This is a genomic window from Streptomyces sp. SKN60 (assembly GCF_026236535.1).
In the GTDB taxonomy this organism is placed as follows: Bacteria; Actinomycetota; Actinomycetes; order Streptomycetales; family Streptomycetaceae; genus Streptomyces.
Window position 1 is genome coordinate 31598 of sequence record NZ_JAHTMW010000031.1, and the last position, 21487, is coordinate 53084.

Annotated in this window: 17 protein-coding genes; 3 read left to right on the forward strand and 14 right to left on the reverse strand. The window is 73.7% G+C overall.

Annotated elements, in window-relative coordinates; genetic code table 11:
• Positions 1-7 precede the first annotated feature (7 nt).
• From KV205_RS33520 to mmuM, 4 genes are all read right to left on the reverse strand, one after another.
• On the reverse strand, positions 8-733 hold the full coding sequence (locus KV205_RS33520; protein ID WP_265868703.1) for a Crp/Fnr family transcriptional regulator: 726 nt from the start codon (positions 731-733) through the stop codon (positions 8-10).
• Positions 734-1047: 314 nt separating this feature from the next.
• On the reverse strand, positions 1048-3624 hold the full coding sequence (locus KV205_RS33525; RefSeq protein WP_265868705.1) for a polynucleotide kinase-phosphatase: 2577 nt from the start codon (positions 3622-3624) through the stop codon (positions 1048-1050).
• Entirely contained in the window at positions 3621-5111 is a 1491-nt protein-coding gene (locus KV205_RS33530; protein WP_265868706.1) for a 3' terminal RNA ribose 2'-O-methyltransferase Hen1, read from the reverse strand. Before KV205_RS33530 ends, KV205_RS33525 begins: the two co-directional genes overlap by 4 nt.
• 78 nt (positions 5112-5189) lie before the next feature.
• A complete protein-coding gene (mmuM, locus tag KV205_RS33535) occupies positions 5190-6098 on the reverse strand; it encodes a homocysteine S-methyltransferase (protein WP_265868707.1) in 909 nt (302 codons plus the stop codon).
• 323 nt (positions 6099-6421) lie between these two features.
• On the opposite strand from mmuM, the gene KV205_RS33540 reads away from it, so the two are divergent.
• Positions 6422-6598: a hypothetical protein gene (locus tag KV205_RS33540; protein ID WP_265868708.1), complete on the forward strand. Its 177-nt coding sequence runs from the start codon at positions 6422-6424 to the stop codon at positions 6596-6598.
• Positions 6599-6611: 13 nt separating this feature from the next.
• Here the strand turns inward: KV205_RS33540 and KV205_RS33545 are convergent, their stop codons facing one another.
• The 4 genes from KV205_RS33545 to KV205_RS33560 all read right to left on the reverse strand — a co-directional run bounded on the left by KV205_RS33545 (position 6612) and on the right by KV205_RS33560 (position 9409).
• Positions 6612-7115 (reverse strand): DUF6099 family protein, encoded by a 504-nt coding sequence (locus KV205_RS33545; protein ID WP_265868709.1) that lies wholly within the window; start codon positions 7113-7115, stop codon positions 6612-6614.
• 126 nt (positions 7116-7241) lie between these two features.
• Positions 7242-7613, reverse strand: coding sequence for a nucleotide pyrophosphohydrolase (locus KV205_RS33550; RefSeq protein ID WP_265868710.1), 372 nt, complete (start codon positions 7611-7613; stop codon positions 7242-7244).
• Positions 7600-8931, reverse strand: coding sequence for an ATP-binding protein (locus KV205_RS33555; RefSeq protein ID WP_265868711.1), 1332 nt, complete (start codon positions 8929-8931; stop codon positions 7600-7602). The genes KV205_RS33550 and KV205_RS33555 overlap by 14 nt, the downstream gene beginning before the upstream one ends.
• Positions 8932-8986: 55 nt before the next feature.
• Positions 8987-9409 (reverse strand): cell division protein SepF, encoded by a 423-nt coding sequence (locus KV205_RS33560; protein WP_265868712.1) that lies wholly within the window; start codon positions 9407-9409, stop codon positions 8987-8989.
• Between the two features lie 119 nt (positions 9410-9528).
• Here KV205_RS33560 and KV205_RS33565 point away from each other — a divergent pair, with 119 nt between their 5' ends.
• Entirely contained in the window at positions 9529-9915 is a 387-nt protein-coding gene (locus KV205_RS33565; RefSeq protein WP_265868713.1) for a hypothetical protein, read from the forward strand.
• A 79-nt stretch (positions 9916-9994) separates the two neighbouring features.
• Here the strand turns inward: KV205_RS33565 and KV205_RS33570 are convergent, their stop codons facing one another.
• The 6 genes from KV205_RS33570 to KV205_RS33595 form a co-directional block, all read right to left on the reverse strand.
• Positions 9995-12049, reverse strand: a complete 2055-nt coding sequence (locus tag KV205_RS33570) for a CARDB domain-containing protein (RefSeq protein WP_265868714.1) — start codon at positions 12047-12049, stop codon at positions 9995-9997.
• A gap of 202 nt (positions 12050-12251) precedes the next feature.
• Positions 12252-13790, reverse strand: coding sequence for a peptide MFS transporter (locus tag KV205_RS33575; protein ID WP_265868716.1), 1539 nt, complete (start codon positions 13788-13790; stop codon positions 12252-12254).
• Positions 13791-14243: 453 nt separating this feature from the next.
• Positions 14244-16403: a multicopper oxidase family protein gene (locus KV205_RS33580; protein WP_265868717.1), complete on the reverse strand. Its 2160-nt coding sequence runs from the start codon at positions 16401-16403 to the stop codon at positions 14244-14246.
• Between the two features lie 103 nt (positions 16404-16506).
• The gene (locus tag KV205_RS33585) at positions 16507-17130 is read right to left on the reverse strand and encodes a hypothetical protein (RefSeq protein WP_265868718.1); all 624 of its coding nucleotides are present in this window, start codon (positions 17128-17130) and stop codon (positions 16507-16509) included.
• 85 nt (positions 17131-17215) lie between these two features.
• The gene (locus KV205_RS33590; protein WP_265868719.1) at positions 17216-18889 is read right to left on the reverse strand and encodes an FAD-dependent monooxygenase; all 1674 of its coding nucleotides are present in this window, start codon (positions 18887-18889) and stop codon (positions 17216-17218) included.
• 193 nt (positions 18890-19082) lie between these two features.
• On the reverse strand, positions 19083-20819 hold the full coding sequence (locus tag KV205_RS33595; RefSeq protein ID WP_265868721.1) for an MFS transporter: 1737 nt from the start codon (positions 20817-20819) through the stop codon (positions 19083-19085).
• Positions 20820-20952: 133 nt separating this feature from the next.
• Between KV205_RS33595 and KV205_RS33600 the strand changes: the two genes are divergently transcribed.
• Positions 20953-21468 carry a MarR family winged helix-turn-helix transcriptional regulator gene (locus KV205_RS33600; protein WP_265868722.1) on the forward strand — a complete coding sequence of 172 codons (516 nt, stop codon included), beginning with the start codon at positions 20953-20955 and terminating at the stop codon, positions 21466-21468.
• The last annotated feature ends 19 nt before the right edge of the window (positions 21469-21487 follow it).

The window sequence follows — 21487 nt, forward strand, 5'->3', positions numbered from 1 at the left end:
TAGCCGTTTACACAGCCGGGGGTTGTTTGTCCGACGAATGTGCGCCGGGGTGTGCGCGCCCCTGCGCGAGCAGCACGAGCAGGGACATGTCGACGACGACCACGGTGCGTTGGGCGGTGCGGACGACCCCTTGCTCGCGCAGCAGCCGCAGCGCCTTGGCCACGGCTTCGCGGGTCGCCCCGATGGCCGCCGCCAGATCGTGCTGGGGCAGCGGCAGTTCGAGTACGGTGCCGGACTCGGCGCGCCGGCCCGCCCGTTCGGCGAGTTCGACGAGCCGGGCGGCGAGCCGCTGGAGGACGGTTTCGGAGGCCAGCGAGCGGCGCTCGACGTCGGCGCTGCGCAGTCGGGTGGCGAGCTGGCGCATGATCAGCGAGGTGGCGTGCGGCCGGGCGGCGAGGAAGCGCCGGAACCGGTCGCCGGAGATCGCGACGGCCTCGACCCGGCCGAGCGCGGTGACGGTGGCGCTGCGCGGCCGGCGGTCGACGGCCGCGAGGTCGCCGACCACCTCGCCGGCCCCGCGCAGCGCCAGGATCAGCCGGGCGCCGCGTTCGGTGCCGACCGAGACGACCGACCAGCCGGAGAGCAGGGCGAGGACGAACGCGGTGGTGTCCCGCTCCCGGATCATCACGTCACCGGGTTCGTAGGTGCGCGGGGCGCCCTCCGCGAGCAGCGCGCGGCGGTCGGCCGCGGGGAGGGCGTGCAGGAAGGACCGGTCCTGGCCGAAAAGACTCAACGGTCGCTCACACCCCCGCACGACTTCGCGCATTCGCGTGCTTGTTCCCACATCAACGAGCAACCAGAGTCACATTGTTGACGCTGCGTCACTCCGTGGGGTGAAGAACGCTAGGCCCACCCGAAGAATCACGTCAACGCGGGTGGGGGCGGACACGAGGGGCGCAAGGGAGCGCTGATTTCCGCCCCCTTGCGCCCCCTGTGTCCTGCCTGTGACCGGCCGCGGACCCCTTCGGAACGAAGGGGTCCGCGGAGCCCGGGTCCGGCCGGCTCGGAACCGCGGCCCGACCGGCTCGGAACCGTGGGCCGACCGGCTCAGAGCCGCGGGTCGACCGGCTCCGACTCCAGGGCGAGGACCGCGAACACGGCCTCGTGGACCCGCCACAGCGGCTCCCCCGCGGCCAGCCGGTCGAGCGCCTCAAGACCGAGCGCGTACTCGCGCAGGGCGAGCGAGCGCTTGTGGCCGAGGAACCGGTTCCGCAGCCGCTCCAGGTTGTCCGGACGGGTGTACTCCGGGCCGTAGATGATCCGCAGGTACTCCCGGCCGCGGACCTTGACGCCCGGCTGCACCGGCCGCCCGTCCTTGCCGGTGGCCATGGCCGCGAGCGGCTTGACGACCATGCCCTCGCCGCCGGCCGCGGTCAGTTCCAGCCACCAGTCGACACCGGCCCGTACGGAGGCCTCGTCGGCCGGGTCGACCACGAGCCGCCGGGTGACCTGGAGCAGGCCGGTCGGGTCGTGCTCGACCAGCCGGTCGAGCCAGGCCAACTGCTCGTCGTGCGGTACGGCGGCCAGCGAGCGCCCCTGCGCCGCGAGCACCTGGAACGGTGCGAACCGCACGCCCTCCAGGCCCTCGGTCGGCCAGCAGTAGCGCCGGTACGCGTCGGTGAACGCCGCCGCGTCCGCCGCCCTCTCCCGCTGCCGGCCGAGCAGCGCGTCCACGCCCGGCACCCCGCGTGCGGCCGCCTGTTCGAGCGCCCCCAGCGCGCCGGGGAAGACCGCCCGGGAGGCCGCGCCGACCGCCGCGTACTGCGAGCGCAGCAGTCCGGCCGACTTCAGCGACCACGGCATCAGCTCGCCGTCGAGCAGCAGCCAGTCCGTGTCGAGCTCCTCCCACAGCCCGGTGGCGCCGACGGCCGCCCGCAGCCGCGCGAGCACCTGCTCGGTGGTCGCCCGGTCGTCGAAGAAGGGCCGGCCGGTGCGGGTGTGCACGACGCCGGTCACCCCGTCGCCGGCGGCCACGCCGAATCGTTCCGCCGCCACCGCCGCGTCCTTGCAGACGAGCACGACGGCCCGCGACCCCATGTGCTTCTCCTCGCACACGACCCGCCCGACCCCGTCGGCCGCGTACTGCGCGAACGCCTCCGCCGGGTGCTCCAGGAAGCCTTCTGCCCTGGACGTGGCGGTCGGCGCCATGGTCGGCGGGAGGTACGTGAGCAGCCGCGGGTCGATCGCGAAGCGGCTCATCACCTCCAGGGCGGCCGCCGCGTTCTCCTCGCGCACGGCGACATTGCCCATCAGGCGCGTCTCCACGATCCGGCGGCCGTGCACGTCGGCGAGGTCCAGCGGCCGGCCCTGGTGCCCGCCGGGCGCCTCGGGCGCGAGCGGCTTGGCCGGCTCGTACCAGACCCGCTCCGCCGGTACGTCGACGAGCTCGCGCTCCGGCCAGCGCAGCGCGGTCATCTTCCCGCCGAACACGGCACCCGTGTCGAGGCAGATCGTGTTGTTGATCCACGAGGTGTTCGGCACCGGGGTGTGGCCGTAGACCACGGTCGCCCGGCCCCGGTAGTCCTCGGCCCACGGGTAGCGCACCGGCAGCCCGAACTCGTCGGTCTCGCCGGTGGTGTCCCCGTACAGCGCGTGCGAACGCACCCGCCCCGAGGTGCGGCCGTGGTACTTCTCCGGCAGACCGGCGTGGCAGACCACCAGCCGGCCCCCGTCGAGGAGGTAGTGGCTGACCAGGCCGTCGACGAAGGCCGCGACCTCGGCCCTGAACTCCTCCGGCTCGCGCTCCAGCTGCTCGATCGTCTCGGCGAGTCCGTGCGTCTGCTGCACCTTGCGGCCGTGCAGCCAGCGCCCGAGCTTGTTCTCGTGGTTTCCGGGCACGCACAGCGCGTCCCCGGCCGCCACCATGCCCATCACGCGGCGCAGCACGCCCGGGCTGTCGGGGCCGCGGTCGACCAGGTCGCCGACGAAGACAGCGGTCCGGCCCTCCGGGTGGTGCCCGTCCACATAGCCCAGCTTCGCGAGCAGCGTCTCCAGCTCGGAGCGGCAGCCGTGCACGTCGCCGATGATGTCGAACGGGCCGGTGAGGTGCCGCAGATCGTTGAACCGCTTCTCCAGGACGACCTCGGCCGCGTCCACCTCCGCCACGCTGCGCAGCACGTGCACCTTGCGGAAGCCCTCGCGCTCCAGGCCCTTCAGCGAGCGGCGCAGCTCGCGACGGTGCCGCTGGATGACGTGGCCGGGCATGTCCGCACGGTCGGGGCGGGCCGCGTTGCGCGCGGCGCACACGTTCTCGGGCAGGTCGAGGACGATCGCGATCGGCAGCACGTCGTGCTCGCGGGCGAGCTGCACGAGCTGCCGGCGCGCCTCGCGCTGCACATTGGTGGCGTCGACGACGGTCAGGCGTCCGGCGGCGAGCCGCTTTCCGGCGATGAAGTGGAGGACGTCGAAGGCGTCCTTGCTGGCGCTCTGGTCGTTCTCGTCGTCGGCGACGAGCCCGCGGCAGAAGTCGGAGGAGACGATCTCGGTCGGCTTGAAGTGGCGCCGCGCGAAGGTCGACTTGCCGGAGCCGGTCGCTCCGACCAGGACCACGAGGGAGAGATCGGTGACGGGCAGGACACGCCCGGTCTTCGGATTGCTGCTGGCGGTGGTGTCGTCGTCGGTCATGCCGCGTCCTCCTTCGTGATGTCGGCGTTGCGCGCGGTGTTGTCGTTGTCGTCACGGGTGAGGACGGCCATCTGCGTGGGCGGGCCGACCTCCGGGTCGTCCGGGCCCACGGGCAGGAGCGCGACCTCGTAGCCGTACCGCTCCCCCACGGCCGCCGCCCACTCCCGGAACTCGGCCCGGTTCCACTCGAAGCGGTGGTCGCTGTGCCGGACGTGCCCGGCGGGCAGCGACTCCCAGCGCACGTTGTACTCGACGTTCGGGGTGGTCACGACCACCGTGCGGGGCCGGGCGGCGCCGAACACCGCGTATTCGAGGGCGGGCAGCCGGGGCAGGTCGAGGTGCTCGATCACCTCGCTGAGCACGGCCGCGTCGTAGCCGGTCAGCCGCTTGTCGGTGTACGTGAGGGAGCCCTGGAGCAGCTTCACGCGGGCGGCCTGCCGCTCGCCCATCCGCTCCAGGCGCAGCCGGCGCGCGGCGACCGAGAGGGCGCGGGCGGACACGTCCACGCCGACGACCTCGGTGAACCGCACGTCCTTGAGCAGCGCCTGCACCAGCTGGCCCTGGCCGCAGCCGAGGTCGAGCACGCGGGCGGCGTCGGCGGCGCGCAGCGCGCCGAGGATCGCCGCGCGGCGCTGCTCGGCGAGCGGCACGGGCTTCTCGTCGGTGTCGGTGGTCTCGTCGACCGCGTTGTCGACGTCCTCGACGTCCAGGCCGTCCGCCTCGGCGAGCCGGACCAGTTCCAGGCGCTCGGTGGCCGCCCGGGTCAGGCCCCAACGGCGGGACAGATAGCGGCTGGTGATGAGGGCGCGGTCGGGGTGGTCGGCGAGCCAGCCGTCACCGGCGCGCAGCAGCTTGTCCACCTCGTCCGGCGCGACCCAGTAGTGCTTGGCGTCGTCGAGCACCGGGAGCAGCACGTACAGCTGGTTGAGGGCGTCGGCGAGCCGCAGCTCGCCCTCCAGGACGAGCCGTACGTAGCGGGAGTCGCCCCAGGCCGGGAACTCCGGGTCGAGCGCGACCGGTTCGGCGGTCACGCGCGTCCAGCCGAGCGGCCCGAACAGCCGGGTCACCAGCTCCGCGCCGCCCCGGGCGGGCAGCGCCGGCACCTCGATGCGCAGCGGCAGCGGTTCGGCGGCCCGCTCCGGCAGGGCGGCGCAGCTGCCGTGCAGGGCGCTCTTGAAGACCTTGGCGAGCGCGACGGCGAGCAGCGAGGAGGCGGCGTACGGGCGGTCGTTCACGTACTGCGCGAGGGCCGCGTCCGGGGCGCCGCCCCGGCCCTTCCCCTTGCCGCGGCGCACCAGCGCCACGGGGTCCACGTCGAGCAGCAGCGCGGCCGTGCACCGCTCCGCGCCGGCCTCGGGGTAGAGGACGTGCGCGGTGCCGTGCGAGGTCGAGAAGGACTGCGCCTTCCCGGGATGCTTGTGCAGCAGAAAGCCCAGGTCAGTGGCGGGTTTCTCGGCGGTGCCGGTGGTGCTGATCGTCAGGAACATGCGTTCAAGGATGACCTTTCGCGCCGCCCCGTCACAACGTATTTCGTGCCCGCCGGGTCCCCGTCGCCGCTGTCCCTGCTACGGCTCCGTCGCGAGCTCGGCGGCCAGGGCGGCGATCGCGGTGGGGCCGACCCGGCAGCAGCCGCCGACGAGGCGGGCGCCGGCGGCGCGCCAGGCGGAGGTCGTGGCGGTGGTGAAGGTGGCGCCGCCGTGCCAGCGACGGGTGCCGGCGTCCCAGCGCTCGCCGCTGTTGGGGTAGACGACCACCGGCTTGCCGGTCGCCGCGGCGGCGATCTCCGCGGCGGGCCCGGCGTCGTCCGGGTCGCAGCAGTTCACGCCGACCGCCACCACCTGGTCGATCCCCTCGGCGAGACCGAAGGCGGTCTCCAGCCGCTGCCCGGCCCGGGTGTGCACCCCGCTGACCGTGTACGAGAGCCACACGGGCACCCCGCACCGGCCGGCGGCCCGCAGCAGGGCCTCGGCCTCGTCCACGTCCGGCACCGTCTCCAGGGCCAGCAGGTCGGCCCCGGCCTCGGCGAGGACCTCGACGCGGGGGCGGTGGAAGCGCTCCAGCTCGGCGATCGAGAGCCCGTACCGCCCGCGGTACTCGCTGCCGTCGGCGAGCATCGCCCCGTACGGCCCGACGGAGGCCGCCACCCACACCTCGCGGTCCGTCCGCTCACCCGCCTCCCGGGCGAGCGCGACGCTGCGTTCGAGCAGCCGCGCCGTCTCGGCGTGCCCGAGGCCGCGCCGGGCGAAGCCCTCGAAGGTGGCCTGGTAGCTGGAGGTGATGAGCACCTGGGCTCCGGCCCGTACATAGGCCGCGTGCGCCGCCTCTATCTGCTGCGGCGCGTCGGCGAGCAGCCGCGCCGACCACAGCGCGTCGGACAAATCGCAGCCCTGCGCCTCCAGCTGGTTGGAGAGCCCGCCGTCGAGGACGAGCGTGCCCTCGGCGAGGGCGGCGGCCAGCGTGCGTTCGGGTCTCATCGGCTCACCCCAGCGGCGTCGTCCCAGCTCGGAAACCGCCCGGACCACGGCTCCCACCAGCACGGTACCTCCCGGGCCCCGCCGGGGGCCTCCCCCTCCCTCCGTCAACCGATTCGTCAGCGGATGATCTCCGTCGGCACGGTCGGGTGAATATCCGTCCACTTGACGGGCGGCGTCCGGCCGGGCCAGTGACCGGGGCCGGGCGGGCGTCGTTGGCTCGGGCGGAGCCGGACCGCCCGGCCCGCGTGCCGGCGGATGTTGCCGGTGCGTCGCTCTCTTGTGGCCCTCTCCGTAGGGAGGGGCCCCGGGCCGAGGAGGCCGCCATGTCCCAGGAAGCCGCGCCGGAGCAGCCCCTGCCGTCGCAGGGGCCGTCGGGTGGCGCCCCGAAGGGGCTGCTGCAGCAGATGGAGGAACTGATGGCGGCGCTGACCGCCGACCTCTCCCAACTCGACGCCGACCTCCAGTCCTCGGCCGGCCGGCCCGAGGACACGCCGGCCTGACGGCCGGGGGCGCTCAGCGCGGGCCCGGGCCCGCCCGGCCGCGGGCCGGGTCGGGCGGGCGGTCCCGCTCACGTTCGCGCTCCCGCACCGCGAGGCGGCGGAGCATGGCGCGGACCCGGTCGCCCGCCTCGTCGGCCGCGTCGATGGCCTCGATGCACTGCCAGTAGAGCCCCTCCTCGTCGGTGGCACAGGCCACCCCGACCAGGGCGATGCCGACCTCGCCCAGAAGCGCGCCGAGCGCGGTCAGGGCCGCGCGGGCGTCCCCGAGGGTGGTGAGCTGCGCGGCGCGCGGCCCGCCGGTGCGGAGGGCCGGGTGCTCCACCACTGCGCGTCCGCCCCCTATCTCACTCAGTCCCCGCGCCTCGCTCCGCAGCTCCATCGGCCCGCAGAGCGCGAGATGACTCCCTATCGCCTGGGCGAGGGTCTGGGCCTGCCAGGCCTCCGCCACGATGTCCAGCGCCACCCGGCTTTCGGCCAGCGCGTGCCGCCCCGTCGCGATCAACCTCTCCGCTTCCATCAACGCCGCCCCCGTTCCCCGGACTTACCGCTCATTCATTCCATTACCCAGCGTGAGACGGCCTGAGCCCAAACACCAGGGGAATTCGGAAATCTGTGGACAGGAATCTCGTTGGGGAAAACCCGATCACTCCGAAGAGTGACGATCGGTCCCGCCGGCGGGCCCTGACGGGCCCCGGCGCGGCGGGAAGCGGAGCTCGTTGCGGTCGATCTTGGCCGAGAGGGCCTCCAGCGGATCGATCCCCAACACCTCGCAGAACTGCAGCAGATAGGCGAGGACGTCGGCGACCTCGTCGCGGACCCGGTGCGCGCTGTCCGGGTCGGTCATCACCCGGGCGGCCTCCTCGGGGGTCGACCACTGGAAGATCTCCAGGAGTTCGGCGGCCTCGACGCTCAGCGCCGCGGCCAGGTTCTTCGGCGTGTGGTAGGGCTGCCAGTCGCGGGCGGCGGCGAACTCCGCGAGGCGGCGCTGGAGTCCGGGCACATCATGTTCGGTCACGCCCCAGGTCTACCACCGTCACCCCGGGCACCTCCGGCCCCACCGGTGCCTCCGAAGCCGGAGCCGAAGCCGATGCCGAACCCGAAGCTGTCGCCGAAGACGTCGCCACGAGGCGCAGATGGCCGGACCCGCAGATCTCGCCGGCCAGGGCGAGCAGGGCGCGCACCTGCCGGGCGTCGAGTCCGCGGTCGAGGCCGTCGGCGAGGACGGTGAGGGTCTGCATGGCCTGCGGGACCTCGTCGACCGGGTCGACCGTGAGCACCGCGGGCCCGGTGAGCAGGACGAGCCCGAGGGCGAGGTAGCGCAGTTCGCCGTCGCCGAGGCGGCCGAACGGGGTGGCGGGGGCCGTCCCGCGGGCGGTGCGCTCCAGGACGGCCTGGACGAGGGAGCCGTCCACCGACTCCCGTAATCCGAGACCGGTGACCGGGCCCGCGCAGCCGGCGGCGGCGAACGCGGCGAGCCGGGCGTGCCGGCGGGGGCATTCGGTGGCGGTGCGGTGCAGCACTTCGGCGAGGTTGCGGCAGTCACCGCGCAGCCGGCCGGGACTCGCGCCGATCGGTGCGGGTTCGCGCATCCGGCGCGGTCGCGGGTCGCAGGGGAAGACCGAGCGGAGTCCGACGACGACCTGCTCGGCGGCGGCGAGGACATCGCGCTGGCCCGGGGTGCGCCCGGCGACGCGGAGCGGGAGGAGGGCGGTGGCGAGGAGATCGTCGGGGAGCGGGGCGCGGGTGACCTTCGTGCTGCCGGCGGTGTGCCATTCGGCGTGCACGGTGCCGCGTCCGGGGTCGCGGAGCGCGGTGGCGAGGAGGGTGCGGCCCCGGCTGGTGAGGCGTTCGCCGGCGATGCGCAGTTCGGGTTCGACCTGGACGGCGAGGTCGAGGGCGACGGGTCCGGCGGGGCCGTCGACGGTGCATCCGATGCGGAAGCCGCGCCGCCCCTGCCGGTCGGGCCGGGAGCGTTCGGGGACGTGGTCCGCGGCGTCCGGAAAAGCCTCGGCGAGACCCGCGCCGGAGGCGAGCCGTGCCAGTGCCTCGTAGGCGACCAGGGCGGTGCTCTTGCCGCTGCCGCTCGGCCCGCGCAGCAGGGTGACGGGGCCGAGCGGCAGCAGGGTGCCGCGGTGCGGTCCGAAGGCGGAGAGCCGCAGTTCGGTGACGAAGGGCCGGGCGGGGGCCGCGGCGGGGGCCGGGGCGGGGGCCGCGAGGGCGGTCCTGACGATCCGGTCGGGGCCGCGGGTGCGGCCCTGCGCGGGGACGAACCCGGACGGCCGGGCCTGCGGGCGGTACGTGCGGTCGGGGGCGGTGCCGCCGGTGGTGGTCATGCCCGGACCGTACGCAGCCGCCCGTACGCCGAACCGTTACGGCTGAACGACCTTCCTACGAACGGGGGACCGCCCCCGCCTCCAGGTCCCCGGCGTTCTCGTCCGCGGCGCCCTCGACCTCAGTGCCGGCCGGGGCGAGCAGGAAGACGTTGCGGTCGACGCGGTGCATGCCGCTGCCGAGTCCGAAGACGACACCGCTGCTGAAGTCGAGGATGCGCTTGGCGACCTCGGTGTCCGCGCTGGTGAGATCGAGCAGCACGGGGATCTGGGCGATGAGGTACTCGGCGACCTCGCGGGCATCGGCGAACACCTGCACCCGCAGCACGACCATGCGGCGGTTCTCGGCGGCTCCGTACTGGTCGGGGATCGTGCGGTGGTCCACCCTGGACGGCCATTCGTCCCGACCGCGCAGGGGCACGACCTGCGCCAGGCCCTCCCACTGCTCGTCGGTGACGTCGTACCTCTCGTACCTACTCATGCGCCCATCCTCCCGTTACTCACCCGTTCGGCCCAACACCGACACGAACCGTCTCACTCGTTTCGGCTCCGGCCGCCTTATGATCTCCCGCTGCGGACCGCGACCCTGGGGGGGATCTGATGAACCGACCGTATGAGAGATCTGACGGGAGACCGGACGACCGGCGCGCCTCCGTCTTCCGGTTCGCGACCGAGCTCGTCGCCTGGGTGGCGACGCCGTGGGCGCTGGCCGGGACGTCGTGGCTCTTGGCCGTGGTCTCGATCGTCGTGCTGATCGGCCTGCCCACGGTCTTCGCCACGCCGGGCGACAAGGCGCAGGTGATGGTGCCGGCGCCGGGCGCGGTGACGATTCTGCTGGTGCTGCTCCAGCTGGTGGCCGCCGTGGTGTCGGCGTGGCTCGCGTGGCCGGTCTGGGCGGCGGTCGTCGTGTCCGTGCTGGCCGCGACGACGCTGGTGACGGAACTGCCGCGCTGGCGGTGGCTGCTGACGACGCCCCGGCGGGGCTGAGGCCCGTACGCGCCGCGGCCCCCGGTCCGCAGAGCGAGGACCGGGGGCCGGGGGCCGGGTGCCGCTGGATCGAGAGGGGTTACGGGCAGCTGATGCGGATGTCGCCGGGGTCGGTGGTGCAGGAGTCGACGCCGTAGCCGCCGTTGGCGGTGTCGTTGGCGGAGACGCCGTCGGTGGTGGTGAGGCGGTCGTTGCCGTAGTAGCCGGTCAGGGTGTCGTTGCCCTGGTCACCGTTCAGGCTGTCGTCGCCGAAGCCGCCGTCGATGTTGTCGTTGCCGTAGCCGCCGTGGACGGTGTCGGCGCCGTAGCCGGCGCGGACGGTGTCGTTGCCGCCGAGCGCGCAGATCACGTCGTTGCCGTAGGTGCCGGTGAGGGTGTCCGTGCCGCTGGTGCCGACGATGGTGCAGCCGCGGGCGTTGTTGACCGACGTGGTCCCGGTGGCGGTGTTGTTGCCGGTGGCCGGGTCCTGCTCGGTGGCGCTCGCGGTGGCCGTCCGGGTGAGGGTGCCGGTGGTGCGGGGCTCGGCCGTGACGGTGACGGTGGCGCTCGCGCCGGCGGCGAGCGAGCCGAGGGCGCAGGTGGCGCCGGTCGCGGTGGTGGTGCAGCTGCCCTGGGAGGGGGTGGCGGAGGTCAGGGTCACGCCGGCGCCGGAGAGGGTGTCGGTGAGGGTGACGCCGGTGGCCGTGGCGGTGGAGCTCGCCGAGTTGGTGACGGTCACGGTGTACGTGGCGCGGTCGCCGATGCTGACGGTGGCGGGGCCGGTCTCGGTGACCGCCAGGTCGGCCTGCGGGGTCGGCGGCGGGGGCGGCGGGGTGTCGTCGCCGCCCTGGTAGCGGGCGAGGGCCAGGGCGTAGCCGGCGCCGTAACCGGCCGCGACGGTCTTGCCGTCGGGCTGGACGAGGACGGCGCGGGCCTCGTCGAAGTCGCCGAAGCCGGTGACCGCGAAGCCGTCGCCCGCGAAGCCGGTGTCGAGGGTGCCGTCGGGGTGGAAGCGGGCGACGCCGAAGTCGTTGGCCTCGGCGCTGTTCGGGTCGTCGGCGCGGCCCGCGACGACGATCTTGCCGTTGGTCTGGAGGGCGAGGGCGTTGGCGAAGCCGCCGTCGCCGGGGAAGGCGACCGAGGTGCGGCCGGCGGTGCCGAAGCCCGTGTCCGGGGTGCCGTCGGCGTTGTAGCGGACCAGGGCGGCTCCGGCGCCGCCGGAGCCGGCGGCGACGATCTTGCCGTCGGTCTGGACGGCGACGTCGTTGCCGAACTCGGTGCCGCCGAAGTCGGCGGTCACCATGCCGTCGCCGCTGAACGCGGTGTCGAGGCTGCCGTCGGGGTTGTAGCGGACGAGGCCGATGTCGAAGGCGGTGCTGCCGACGTAGCCGACGGACACGATCTTGCCGTCGGGCTGTACGGCCATGCGGCGGGCGATGCCGCCGGCGTCCTGCGGCGAGGCCGGGGTGAAGCCGGCGACGACGGCGCCGTCGCCGCCGAGGCTCGGGTCGAGGCTGCCGTCCTCGGTGAGGCGGACGAGCGCGAAGCCGCCGCCACCGCCCTTTCCGGCGGCGACGATCCGGCCGTCGGGCAGCAGGGCGACGTCGGCGCCGTCGGCGGAGCCGCCGAACTCCTGGACCCGGACGAGCCCGGCTTCGCCGAATCCGGCGTCGAGCGAACCGTCGGGGTTGTAGCGGGCCACCGAGAAGAAGCAGCAGCCGCCGCCCTCCTCGCCGAGGACTTCGGTGGTGCCGGCGACGACGATCTTGCCGTCCGGCTGGAGGGCGACGCCGTTGGCGGAGTGGGTGCCGCCGCCGAAGTCGCTGGTGGTGATGCCGTCGCCGGCGAAGGTGGGGTCGAGGGCGCCGCCCTCGTCGTAGCGGGCGAGGACGAATCCGGCCTCGCTGGTGCCGGCGACGACCAGTTTGCCGTCGGGCTGCCGGGCGATGTCGTGGCCTTCCGCGTAACCGGTCACGGGCGTCGTGACCCGCCCGTCGGTGCCGAAGGCGGGGTCCAGGTCTCCGGGTGCCGCGAGCGCGGCGCCGGGCAGCAAGAGGGCGGCCGCAAGACCGAACGCGACCAGGGCCGCGGCCCGGGTGGTGCCCGGTCGGCGGCGGCGCCGGTGCGCGGGCCTCGGGTGGGGGTGGGGGGTCATGCGGGTACGAACCTCCGTCTCGCGGGGAACGGGGAAGCACCCACACCTTCCTGACTCGCCCTCCCCCGCACCCGCGGCCGTGCCGCGCTGCGTCCCACTGGCCCCGCCGTTCCACTCCCGAGAGGGAGCGCGCGAAACCCCCGCCCGCGCCAGCCAGGCAGGCGACGCGGCGGGGGCGAAGGCGCCCCGAAGGCGAAGGTGCTCAGACGCCGAGGCGGCGGGTGAGCGGACGGCGCAGGAGCAGCAGGACCGTGCCCGTGACGAGGGCCGCGGCGGCGAGGCCGAGGAAGAAGCCGGGGCCGGGGACCTGATCCCCGGACGCCTTCAGGGCGTTGGCGCCGATGCCGCCGCCGAGCGCGCCGGAGAGCCAGAACAGGCCCACCATCTGGCTGACGAAGGTCGCCGGGGCGATGGCCGTGGAGGCGCTCATGCCGACCGGGCCGAAGGAGACCTCGCCGGCGGCGAGCAGCAGGAAGGCGACGAGGAGCCAGAGCGGCGACACCTGGGCGCCGCCCGCGGCGAGCCCGGCGGCGGAGGCCATCACCAGGTAGGCGGCGGCCACGGCGCCCATGCCGACGGCGTACTTGGTGGCCGTCGAGAGCCGGTCGCCGGCCCGGGTCCACAGCCAGGCGAAGACCGGGGCGAGGACCAGGACGAAGAACGGGATCGCCGACTGGAACCAGCTGGCGGGCAGCGTGCGGCCGAACACCTCGCGGTCGGTGGCGTGCTTGGCGAACAGCGAGAAGGCGGACCCGGCCTGCAGAAACAGCGCCCAGAACACCGACGAGACCAGGAACAGCCAGATGTACGTACGGACCCGGATGCGCTCCACGGCCGTCAGGACCGGGTTGCGCAGCAGCCGCCAGAAGCAGATCGCCGGGGACGCCACGGCCAACAGGCCGACCAGGATCATGACATGGGGCAGCCGGAAGGCGCCGAGGGCGATGTCGGTGCCGTACGCGAGGACGACCACGGCGACGGCGGCGAGCGCGACCCGCAGCACCCGGGTGCGTTCGGCGGGCGTCGCGGCGCGCTCCGGCGTACGGCCGACCTCGCCGAAGTGCCGCAGGCCGCGGGCGTACTGGAGCAGCCCGGCCCCCATGCCGAGGGCGGCGACGCCGAAGCCGAGGTGCCAGTTGACGCCCTCGCCGAGCAGGCCCACGACGATCGGCGAGATCAGGGCGCTGACCTGGACGCTCATGTAGAAGAGGGCGAAGCCGGCGTCGCGCCCGGCTCGGTCCTCGCGGTCGTAGAACGCGCTGAGCAGCCCGGCCATGTTGGGCTTGAGCAGTCCGGTGCCGCAGGCGACGAGCAGCAGTCCGGGGTAGACGGAGCCGGTGACGGGCACGGCCATGGTCAGATGGCCGAGGGCGATGAGGACCCCGCCGTACAGGACGGCCCGCTGGGCGCCGAGGACGCGGTCGCCGATCCAGCCGCCCGGCAGGGAGGACAGGAACACGGCCGCCATGTAGGCGCCGAAGAGGATGCCGGCGTCGCCCGCGGCGAGGCCGAGGCCGCCGCGCGCGGTGCCCTCCGTCGCGTACAGGACGAGGATCGCGGTCATCCCGTAGAAGCTGAACCGCTCCCAGACGTCGGTGAGGAAGAGCGTGGTGAACCAGCGCGGCCGGCCGGGCAGGACGGAGCGGCGGGCGGGGCGGGTCGCCGCCGGGCCGGGGACGGGGGCGGTGCTGGTCTCCTGGACCCGCTCGCCGGTGGCGGGCGGTCTGATCGGGGCGGCCATGGGTTCCTCCCTGCGGACGCGGATGTCTCGGACGGTCGCCCGCCGAATCTGGCCGCGCCGGTTCGGGGACGGCTCGAGGATCGCTCGCGGGAGCGCGTACGAGACGGGGCGGGAGGAGGAAAGGGCGCGGCGCCCGGCCGGGGGAGGTACCGGGCGCCGCGGTTCGAGGGGGCGGGCCGTCGCGCAGGGGTCGCAGGTTCCCGCGGCGCCGGGGGCCGGGCCGCACCCCGGCCCCCGGGGAGCCGGTCCTGCCCCGGGCGGATTCCCGAGGGCGCCCGGAGGAGCGCGTCCTTGCGAACCCGGCCCGAGGGCGACCCGGCGCACGCGCCGGAAGCCGTCTCCCTCTCAAGGGGAAGGAAACCGGGCCGCCCTCGGAGCCCGCTCGGGTCCGGCTCGCTCGGGTCCGGCTCGCCCGCGGAGAGGCCGGCACCGGGGCGCCGGCCCGCCGACGTACTAGTCGGGGCGGTTGCCGTTCTTGCCGCCGACCGTGTACGGGGTGGTGACGTTCTCGTAGGCGAGGTGCATGACCATGCCGAGCTGGGCGTGGGTGAAGTTGTGGCAGTGGTCCATCCAGATGCCGGGGTTGTCGGCCTTGAAGGCGATCTCCCAGGCCTCGCCCGGGCGGACCAGGACGGTGTCCTGCCAGATCGGGCTGCCGGTCACCGGCTTGCCGTCCTTGCTGAGGACGAGGACGTGGTGCCCGTGCAGATGCATGGGGTGGTCCTCCTGGCCGCGGTTGAGGAAGCGGACGCGGATCGTCTCGCCCTCCTTGACCATGAGCATCGGGGCGTCGGGGAAGACCTTGCCGTTGATGGTCATGCGGAGCGCGAAGCCGCCGTCGTAGAAGCCCAGCCACTCGTCGAGGGTCAGGTCGAAGGTGCGGTCGAAGCGGCTGTTCGCGTCGAACGGCTGGGCTGCCGGCTTGCCGTACGAGGTCTTGTCGAACTCCGGTCCGTCGAAGCGCGGTTCGAGGCTGCCCCGGCCGTCGGCGGAGAAGGCGATGCCCGCGTTCGGGGCGTCCTCGGCGGCCAGTCGGACCGGGGTGTTCGGCATGGTGAACTCGACGTCGAGGCGTCCGGCGCCGGCGACCACGAGGCGCCGGCCGGTCAGTTCACCGGGTTCGTTGATGTCCATGCCGTCGATCGCGGTGACCTTGTACGGGACGCCGGTCAGGGTGAACGTCCTGGTCAGGATGTCGCTGTTGACGAGCCGCAGGCGCATCTTCTGCCCAGGGCGGGCGGTGCGGCGGTCCAGGGTGTCGGAGGTGCCGAGGGCGAGCGTGTCGCCCTGCGAGGTCTCCCAGGAGTGGGCCTGGACGGTGACGTCCTGGTCGACCGGGCGGGTCTGCTCGGCCGGGTCGATGATCATCGGGCCGAAGAGGCCGCGCTGCACCTGCTCGGAGGAGGACTGGTGCGAGTGGTACCAGAAGGTGCCGCGTTCCTTGACGCGGAACCGGTAGGTGTACGTGCCGCCCGGGGCCACGGCGTCCTGGGTGACACCGGCGACGCCGTCCTCGCCGTTGGGGACGTCGAGGCCGTGCCAGTGGGTGCTGACCGGGGTGTCCTTGAGCTTGTTGACCAGGGTGATCTCGACGAGCTCGCCCTGCTTCATGCGCAGTTCGGGGCCGGGGATCTGGCCGTTGAACGTCCAGGCGTCGACCGTGCGGCCCGAGGACAGCTTGAGCTCGGCCTCCTGCGCGGTGAGGGTGAACCGGCGGTCCGGGGTGCCGGTCTTGGGGCCCTTGAGCGAGTCCACGCCGACGGGCTTGGCGGCGGGCGTGCCGGCCGCGTGGCCGGTGCCGTGCGTGCCCGTGGTGCCGAGTGCGTTGGTGGCGGCGGACCCGTGCCCGGCGTGGTCGGCGTGTCCGGCGTCTCCGCCGTGGCCCGAGTGGTCGGCGGCGAACGTCGTCCCGCCGCCGTAGTCCATCGTGCCCTTCATCATGGAGAAGGTCTCGGGGAAGCGGCTGCGCTGCGATTCGAGGGTGACCAGGGCGCCGAGCACGCCGAGGATCACGACGGTGGTGCCGAGGCGGACCGCGACGCGCCGGCCGCGGGTGCGCTGCGGGGCGGTGGTCCGGCCGGTCAGCCGGTCCGCCCGGCGGCGGTTGCGGAACACCAGCCAGCCGGCGAAGGCCACCAGGATCAGGCCGTAGACCAGGTAGTTGAGCGCGGCGGAACGGTCCGGCGGCAGGAACTTCTCGAAGAAGCCGCCGGCCGCGCCGAAGGCCGCGAGCTGCGGCGGGACGGCGATCCGCGGCGCGGCCAGGGCCGTGGGCTCCTCGGGGCCGCTGCGGCGGGCCGCCGACCACACCCTCGGCAGGCTGAGCACCAGGGTGGCGAGGACGCCGGGCAGGAGCAGCAGCAGGGTGGTGATGGCGCGCCGGTCACCGACCAGGGCCCAGTTGAGGCCGGCCATCTGGGAGAAGAGCAGCAGCCGCCCGGCGGCGAGCAGTAAACCGAGCAGGAGGAACGGGACGGCGATCCGGGCCCCGCGGCGCAGCCGCCGCGTGTCCGGGCGGGTGGCGAGCCGCCGGACGGTGAGCGCGGCCAACAGCCAGACCGGGAAGAGGATCAGCGAGACGAGAAAATCGAAGATGGCGAGATTGGAATACATTCCTTGCTCCGATCAGCGGGACGAGCCCGGGGCGCTCACGGCCCTCGGGCAGGTCCCTCGACGGGTGGGGTGGTGACGGGACGTCAGGTCCGGTCGACGGCCGTCAGGCCCGGTCGACGGTCAGGGCGCTGGCGCCGCCGAGCACCTCGATGTCGTAGCGGTCCTCGGAGGTCTCGTAGGTCGGTCCGGCGAAGGTGGCCCCGCCGCCGGCGGCGCCGAGGTGCTGGGCGTCGAAGGTGAGCTGGGAGACCCCGCCGTGGACGGCGATCCGGGCGGCGACGTCCTGGGGGCGGCGCAGGCTGACGTTGCTGACGCCGCCGGCGACCCGGATGCGCACGGTGCCGCGCGGCCGGGGCAGCGAGACGGAGACGTGGCTGGCGCCGCTGCCGAGGTCGAGCCGGGTGAGGACCAGGCCGGACAGGTCGGCGGTGAGCCGTCCGGTGCCGCCGTCGACCTCGATCGCCCAGGCAACGGTGGGGTGGAGGGTGAGGCTGCCGCTGTGCCGGCGGACGGAGAAGGGGTGCAGCCGGCGCGGGTAGCGGACGGTGACGACGCCGCCGGTGGTGTCGATCTCCGGTACGAGACCGGAGAAGCTGCCCTGGTAGAGGTGGTCGCTGTCCTTGGGCTCGGCGGCGAGGGTGAGTTCGGACGCGCCGCCGACGAACTTGAGCAGTCCGGTGGTGGTCGCGCCGAGCGCGTCGCTGAAGGTCTTCTCCTGAGTGGTCATCGGTCATTCCTTCCGTTCGTGCGGTTCACGCATCTGTTGCTGGTGGTGCCGGTGGTACGCGTGGTACGGGTGTGTCGGTTACGGCTCAGGCGCCCGGGGCGCGGTCGAGGACCTGGGCCAGGACCTCTTCGAGCCGGGCCTGGGGCTCGGCGGCGGCGCCGGGCGAGCGCCAGGCCACAAAGCCGTCGGGGCGCACGAGCACCGCGCCGTCGGCGTCCACCCCGTAACGGGAGGCCCAGTCCCCCGCCGGGTCGGCGACGAACTCACCGCCGATCCGGTAGACGTCGAGATCGATGCCGAGCCGCTGCGCGGCCGGTCCCGCGGCGTGCTCCCAGCCGCTGCCCTCGGGGCCGGTGAGGAGCACCGGCGCCTCGCCGAACAGGTCGAGGGTCGACAGTTCCTTGCCGCGGCAGCGCACGGTGGTGTGCGGGGCGCGGGTGCCGGGCCGGCCGAGCACGCGCGGGTCGAGCGCGGGCGGCAGCGCCGCCTCGGCGTCCGAGGCGTCCGAGGCGTCCCCGGTGTCGGTGCCCTCCGGGAGCAGGGCGCCGGCCGGGTAGAGCTGGCCGAGGATGGCCGCCGCGTAGCTGGGCCGGCCGTCGTCGTCCTGGTCGTGCGAGCGCTCCTGGAGTTCGGCGAGCGCGTAGTCGATGGTGAAGCGGGCGACGGGGCGGCGCTCGGCCTCGTACGAGTCGAGCAGCGCGGGTCCGGCCGTGCGCTGCAGGACCGCGGCGAGCTTCCAGGCGAGGTTGTCGGCGTCCTGGATGCCGGTCGCGGCGCCGAAGGCGCCGGTGGGCGGCATGGTGTGGGCGGCGTCGCCGACCAGGAGGACCCGGCCCGCGCGGTAGCGCTCGGCCAGCCCGGCGGAGATCTCGAAGCCGAGGATCTTCTGCCCGGTCTTCTCGACCTGGACCTCCAGGCCCTCGACGGCGAGGTCGGGCACGCCGATGGCGGCGCGGATGGCCTCGACGCAGCGGGCCTCGTCGAAGTCCTCGATGCGCTCGCCGCGCTCGGGGTGGTAGGGGGTGTAGAAGACCCAGCGGGAGCCGTCGAGCGGCATGAGCAGGGTGCCGGTGTCGGGCTGGTCGAAGTAGCCGAGGCCGAGGTCGCGGCCGCGCAGCGGCTCGGTGAGGTCGGCCTTGAAGACCACGCTGACGGTGTGGATCAGGGTGCCGGGGCCCTCGACGGCGATGCCGGCGGCCTCGCGCACGGCGCTGCGGACGCCGTCGGCGCCGATCAGGTACTGGGTGCGGACGGTCGACTCGGCGCCGGTCGTGGTGTCACGGAGGGTTGCGGTGACACCGTCCGCGTCCTGCTCGAAGCCGACGAGCTCGGTGGACCAGCGCAGCTCCGCGCCGAGCTCGGCGGCGCGGCGGGCGACGACCCGCTCCAGCTTGTCCTGGTCGATGGAGCACCAGGTGCAGGGGGTGACCTCGGAGGTGAGCTCGGGGGCCTCGTCCTGCATGGGCGCGGAGAACATCTCCGGGCCGGCCAGGGTCTCGGCGCGGACCATCAGCTTCTCGCTGAGCTCGGAGGTGAGGGAGCGGTCCGCGAAGATCTCCTCCTCCAGGCCGGTGGCCCGGAAGACCTCGACGGTGCGCGGGTTGAGGATCCGGGCGCGCGGGTGGCCGAGGGCGTCGGGGTGGCGCTCGACGAGCAGCGGCCGGATGCCCCGGCGGGCCAGGAACAGCGCGGTCGAAAGGCCGACCACGGCGCCGCCGACGATGAGAACGGGCGTCTGCTCGGTGGGAGCGGGTGTCATGGGTACCTCTCCGTTCGGGACGTTCGGTCAGGTGCGGGGCGGGGGGGGGGGCGGTGCGGTGCGGGCCGGTGGCCCGGTCCGCCCGGACGGCCGCCGCCTGCTCGCGGCCGTCCGGGTCGTACGGGTCGGGCTCGGGTCGTACGGGGGTCGAGCCCTGGTCGTACGGGCTGTGCTCGGGTCGTACGGGTCGGGCTCAGGCGGTGCGGGGCTCCGCCACGCCGGGGCCGGCGGGCTCGGTGCCGGGCTCCGCGGTCTCCTCCCAGGCCTCGTCGTGGTGCTTGGCCTGCTTGGGCAGGAGCAGCACCAGGAGCAGGACCAGGGCGGTCAGGCCGATCTGGGCGAGGATCGTGCGCTGCAGGGCGGAGGAGAAGACCTCGCGGCGGGCGTCCTTGGCGGCCGCGCCGATGGCGGCGCCGGCCTGCGGGTCGGTGACCTGGGTCAGCGGCGCGCAGCTGGCGGGCTCGACGGTCGGGTCCTTGGACTTGGTGCGCTCGGTGAAGCAGGTCTGGAAGGTCTCCGTCAGCCTGGCCTGGTCGGCCGGGGAGACGTGGGTCTGGACGAGTGCGGTGCGCAGCTGGCCGCCGGCGTCCTTGGCGGCGGTGTCGGCGCCGGTGCCGAGGAAGCCGATGAAGAGGGCGCCGATGACCGCGATGCCGAGGGCGCCGCCGACCTGCTGGAAGGCGTTGACCACGCCGGATCCGGCGCCGGCGTGCTCCGGCGGGACGTCGGTCAGGATGAAGTCCAGGATCGGCGCGATGATCATGCCCATGCCGAGGCCGCCGACGAGGAGCGTCGGGAGCAGCGACCAGGAGCCGATCTCGGCGCCGCGCAGCTGGATGGTGAGGGCGATGCCGGCGAGGCCGGTGGCGAGCAGGACCGCGCCGATGACCATGACCTTGCGGCCCAGCTTGGCGGTGAGGACGGTGGCGGAGAAGGCCGCTCCGAAGCTGACGCCGAAGGACCAGGGCACTCCGGTGAGGCCGGCCCGCAGGGCGGAGAAGCCGAGGCCGTTCTGCAGGAAGAGGATGAAGATCAGGAAGTGGCCGATGGTGACCGCGAAGAACACCGTGTTGGCGACGATGCCGGCGGTGAAGGAGCGGCTGCGGAACATCGAGGGCACGATCAGGCCGGGCCGGCCCGCGTCGCCGAGGCGGCGCTGGTGGGCCCAGAAGATCGCGAGCACCGGCACCGAGGCGATCATCGAGACGAAGGTCCACAGCGGCCAGTCGAGCTCGCGGCCCTGGACGAGCGGGACGAGCAGCAGCAGGAGCCCGACGGTGAGCAGCAGGGTGCCCGTGACGTCCAGCTTGATCGACTCGGTGGAGCGCGACTCGCGGATGACGGCGGAGGCCGCGAGGAACAGCAGGATGCCGACCGGCAGGTTGATCAGGAAGACCATGCGCCAGCCCTGGCCGAACAGGTCGGCGTCGATGAGCAGGGCGCCGATGATCGGTCCGCCGACGGTGGCGAGACCGGCCACGCCGCCGAAGGCGCCGAGGGCCGCGCCGCGCTCCTTGGGCGGGAAGGCGGCGGTGATGATGGAGAGCACCTGCGGCACCATGAGCGCGGCCATGGCGCCCTGCAGCACCCGGGCGGCGACCAGCATCTCCGGGCTGCCGGCGAAGCCGCACAGCGCGGAGGCGACGGTGAAGCCGGCGACGCCGGTCAGGAAGAGCTTCTTGCGGCCGTACATGTCTCCGAGCCGGCCGCCGAGGATCAGCAGGACGGCGAAGGAGAGCAGGTAGCCGGCGACCACCCACTGCACGGTGGCGTATCCGGTGGTGAGGTCGGCCTGGATCGACGGGATGGCGACGTTGACGATCGTGGAGTCGAGCAGGTCCATGAACGCGGCGAAGAGCACCACGATCAGTGCGACCTTGCGCTTCGGGTCCCCCTCGACGGGCGGGGCAGCCGCGGACGGGTTCGACATGGTGCACCTCTCTTTGATCTAGACTGACCAAGACAATCAGCAACTCGGATGCTTACTAGGCAGGAGTCTCTTCGACTCGTTATCTTAGTTGCTGAGATAACGATGAGGCAAGGTAACTGGAAGGACGGGACGTATGTCAAGCGCGGAACGTGCGGAACGCGCACAACTGGCCGCGGCCGTGGATCAGGAGCTGCGAGGTCTGGTGAGCCAGTCGGTGCTCTTCCACCAGGCGGTCGCCGACCGCCTCGGGCTGAGCGTCCTCGACCTGAACTGTCTCGGGGCGCTGGTGGCCCGCGGCCCGATGGCGGCCGGGCAGCTGGCCGAGGAGAACGGGGTGACCACCGGAGCCATCACCGGGGTCATCGACCGCCTGGAGGCGGCCGGCCACGTGCGTCGCGATCGGGATCCGAAGGACCGTCGGCGTGTCCTCGTCACGCCGATGCCCAACCTGGAGGCGAAGGTCTTCCCACTGTTCGAATCGCTCGGCAGCTCCCTTGCCGAGCTGTGCGAGCGGTTCACCGAGAGCGAGCTGGAAACGGTCCTCGACTTCGTCCGGTCGGCCGCGCCGATCACCCACGAAGAGGCGGTGAAGCTCCGGGCCGGCAAGAGCGCCGCCAAGGGCTCCAAGCGGGCGGCCGCCGCCAAGTGAGCCTGGGGCGGGGGCGGTT

Bases quoted from the DNA above. Each gene is read 5' to 3' on its own strand.
- KV205_RS33525 (WP_265868705.1), bottom strand. From the start codon at position 3,624: ATGACCGACGACGACACCACCGCCAGCAGCAATCCGAAGACCGGGCGT.
- KV205_RS33530 (WP_265868706.1), bottom strand. From the start codon at position 5,111: ATGTTCCTGACGATCAGCACCACCGGCACCGCCGAGAAACCCGCCACT.
- mmuM (WP_265868707.1), bottom strand. From the start codon at position 6,098: ATGAGACCCGAACGCACGCTGGCCGCCGCCCTCGCCGAGGGCACGCTC.
- KV205_RS33540 (WP_265868708.1), top strand. From the start codon at position 6,422: ATGTCCCAGGAAGCCGCGCCGGAGCAGCCCCTGCCGTCGCAGGGGCCG.
- KV205_RS33545 (WP_265868709.1), bottom strand. From the start codon at position 7,115: ATGGAAGCGGAGAGGTTGATCGCGACGGGGCGGCACGCGCTGGCCGAA.
- KV205_RS33555 (WP_265868711.1), bottom strand. From the start codon at position 8,931: ATGACCACCACCGGCGGCACCGCCCCCGACCGCACGTACCGCCCGCAG.
- KV205_RS33560 (WP_265868712.1), bottom strand. From the start codon at position 9,409: ATGAGTAGGTACGAGAGGTACGACGTCACCGACGAGCAGTGGGAGGGC.
- KV205_RS33565 (WP_265868713.1), top strand. From the start codon at position 9,529: ATGAACCGACCGTATGAGAGATCTGACGGGAGACCGGACGACCGGCGC.
- KV205_RS33570 (WP_265868714.1), bottom strand. From the start codon at position 12,049: ATGACCCCCCACCCCCACCCGAGGCCCGCGCACCGGCGCCGCCGCCGA.
- KV205_RS33575 (WP_265868716.1), bottom strand. From the start codon at position 13,790: ATGGCCGCCCCGATCAGACCGCCCGCCACCGGCGAGCGGGTCCAGGAG.
- KV205_RS33580 (WP_265868717.1), bottom strand. From the start codon at position 16,403: ATGTATTCCAATCTCGCCATCTTCGATTTTCTCGTCTCGCTGATCCTC.
- KV205_RS33585 (WP_265868718.1), bottom strand. From the start codon at position 17,130: ATGACCACTCAGGAGAAGACCTTCAGCGACGCGCTCGGCGCGACCACC.
- KV205_RS33590 (WP_265868719.1), bottom strand. From the start codon at position 18,889: ATGACACCCGCTCCCACCGAGCAGACGCCCGTTCTCATCGTCGGCGGC.
- KV205_RS33595 (WP_265868721.1), bottom strand. From the start codon at position 20,819: ATGTCGAACCCGTCCGCGGCTGCCCCGCCCGTCGAGGGGGACCCGAAG.
- KV205_RS33600 (WP_265868722.1), top strand. From the start codon at position 20,953: ATGTCAAGCGCGGAACGTGCGGAACGCGCACAACTGGCCGCGGCCGTG.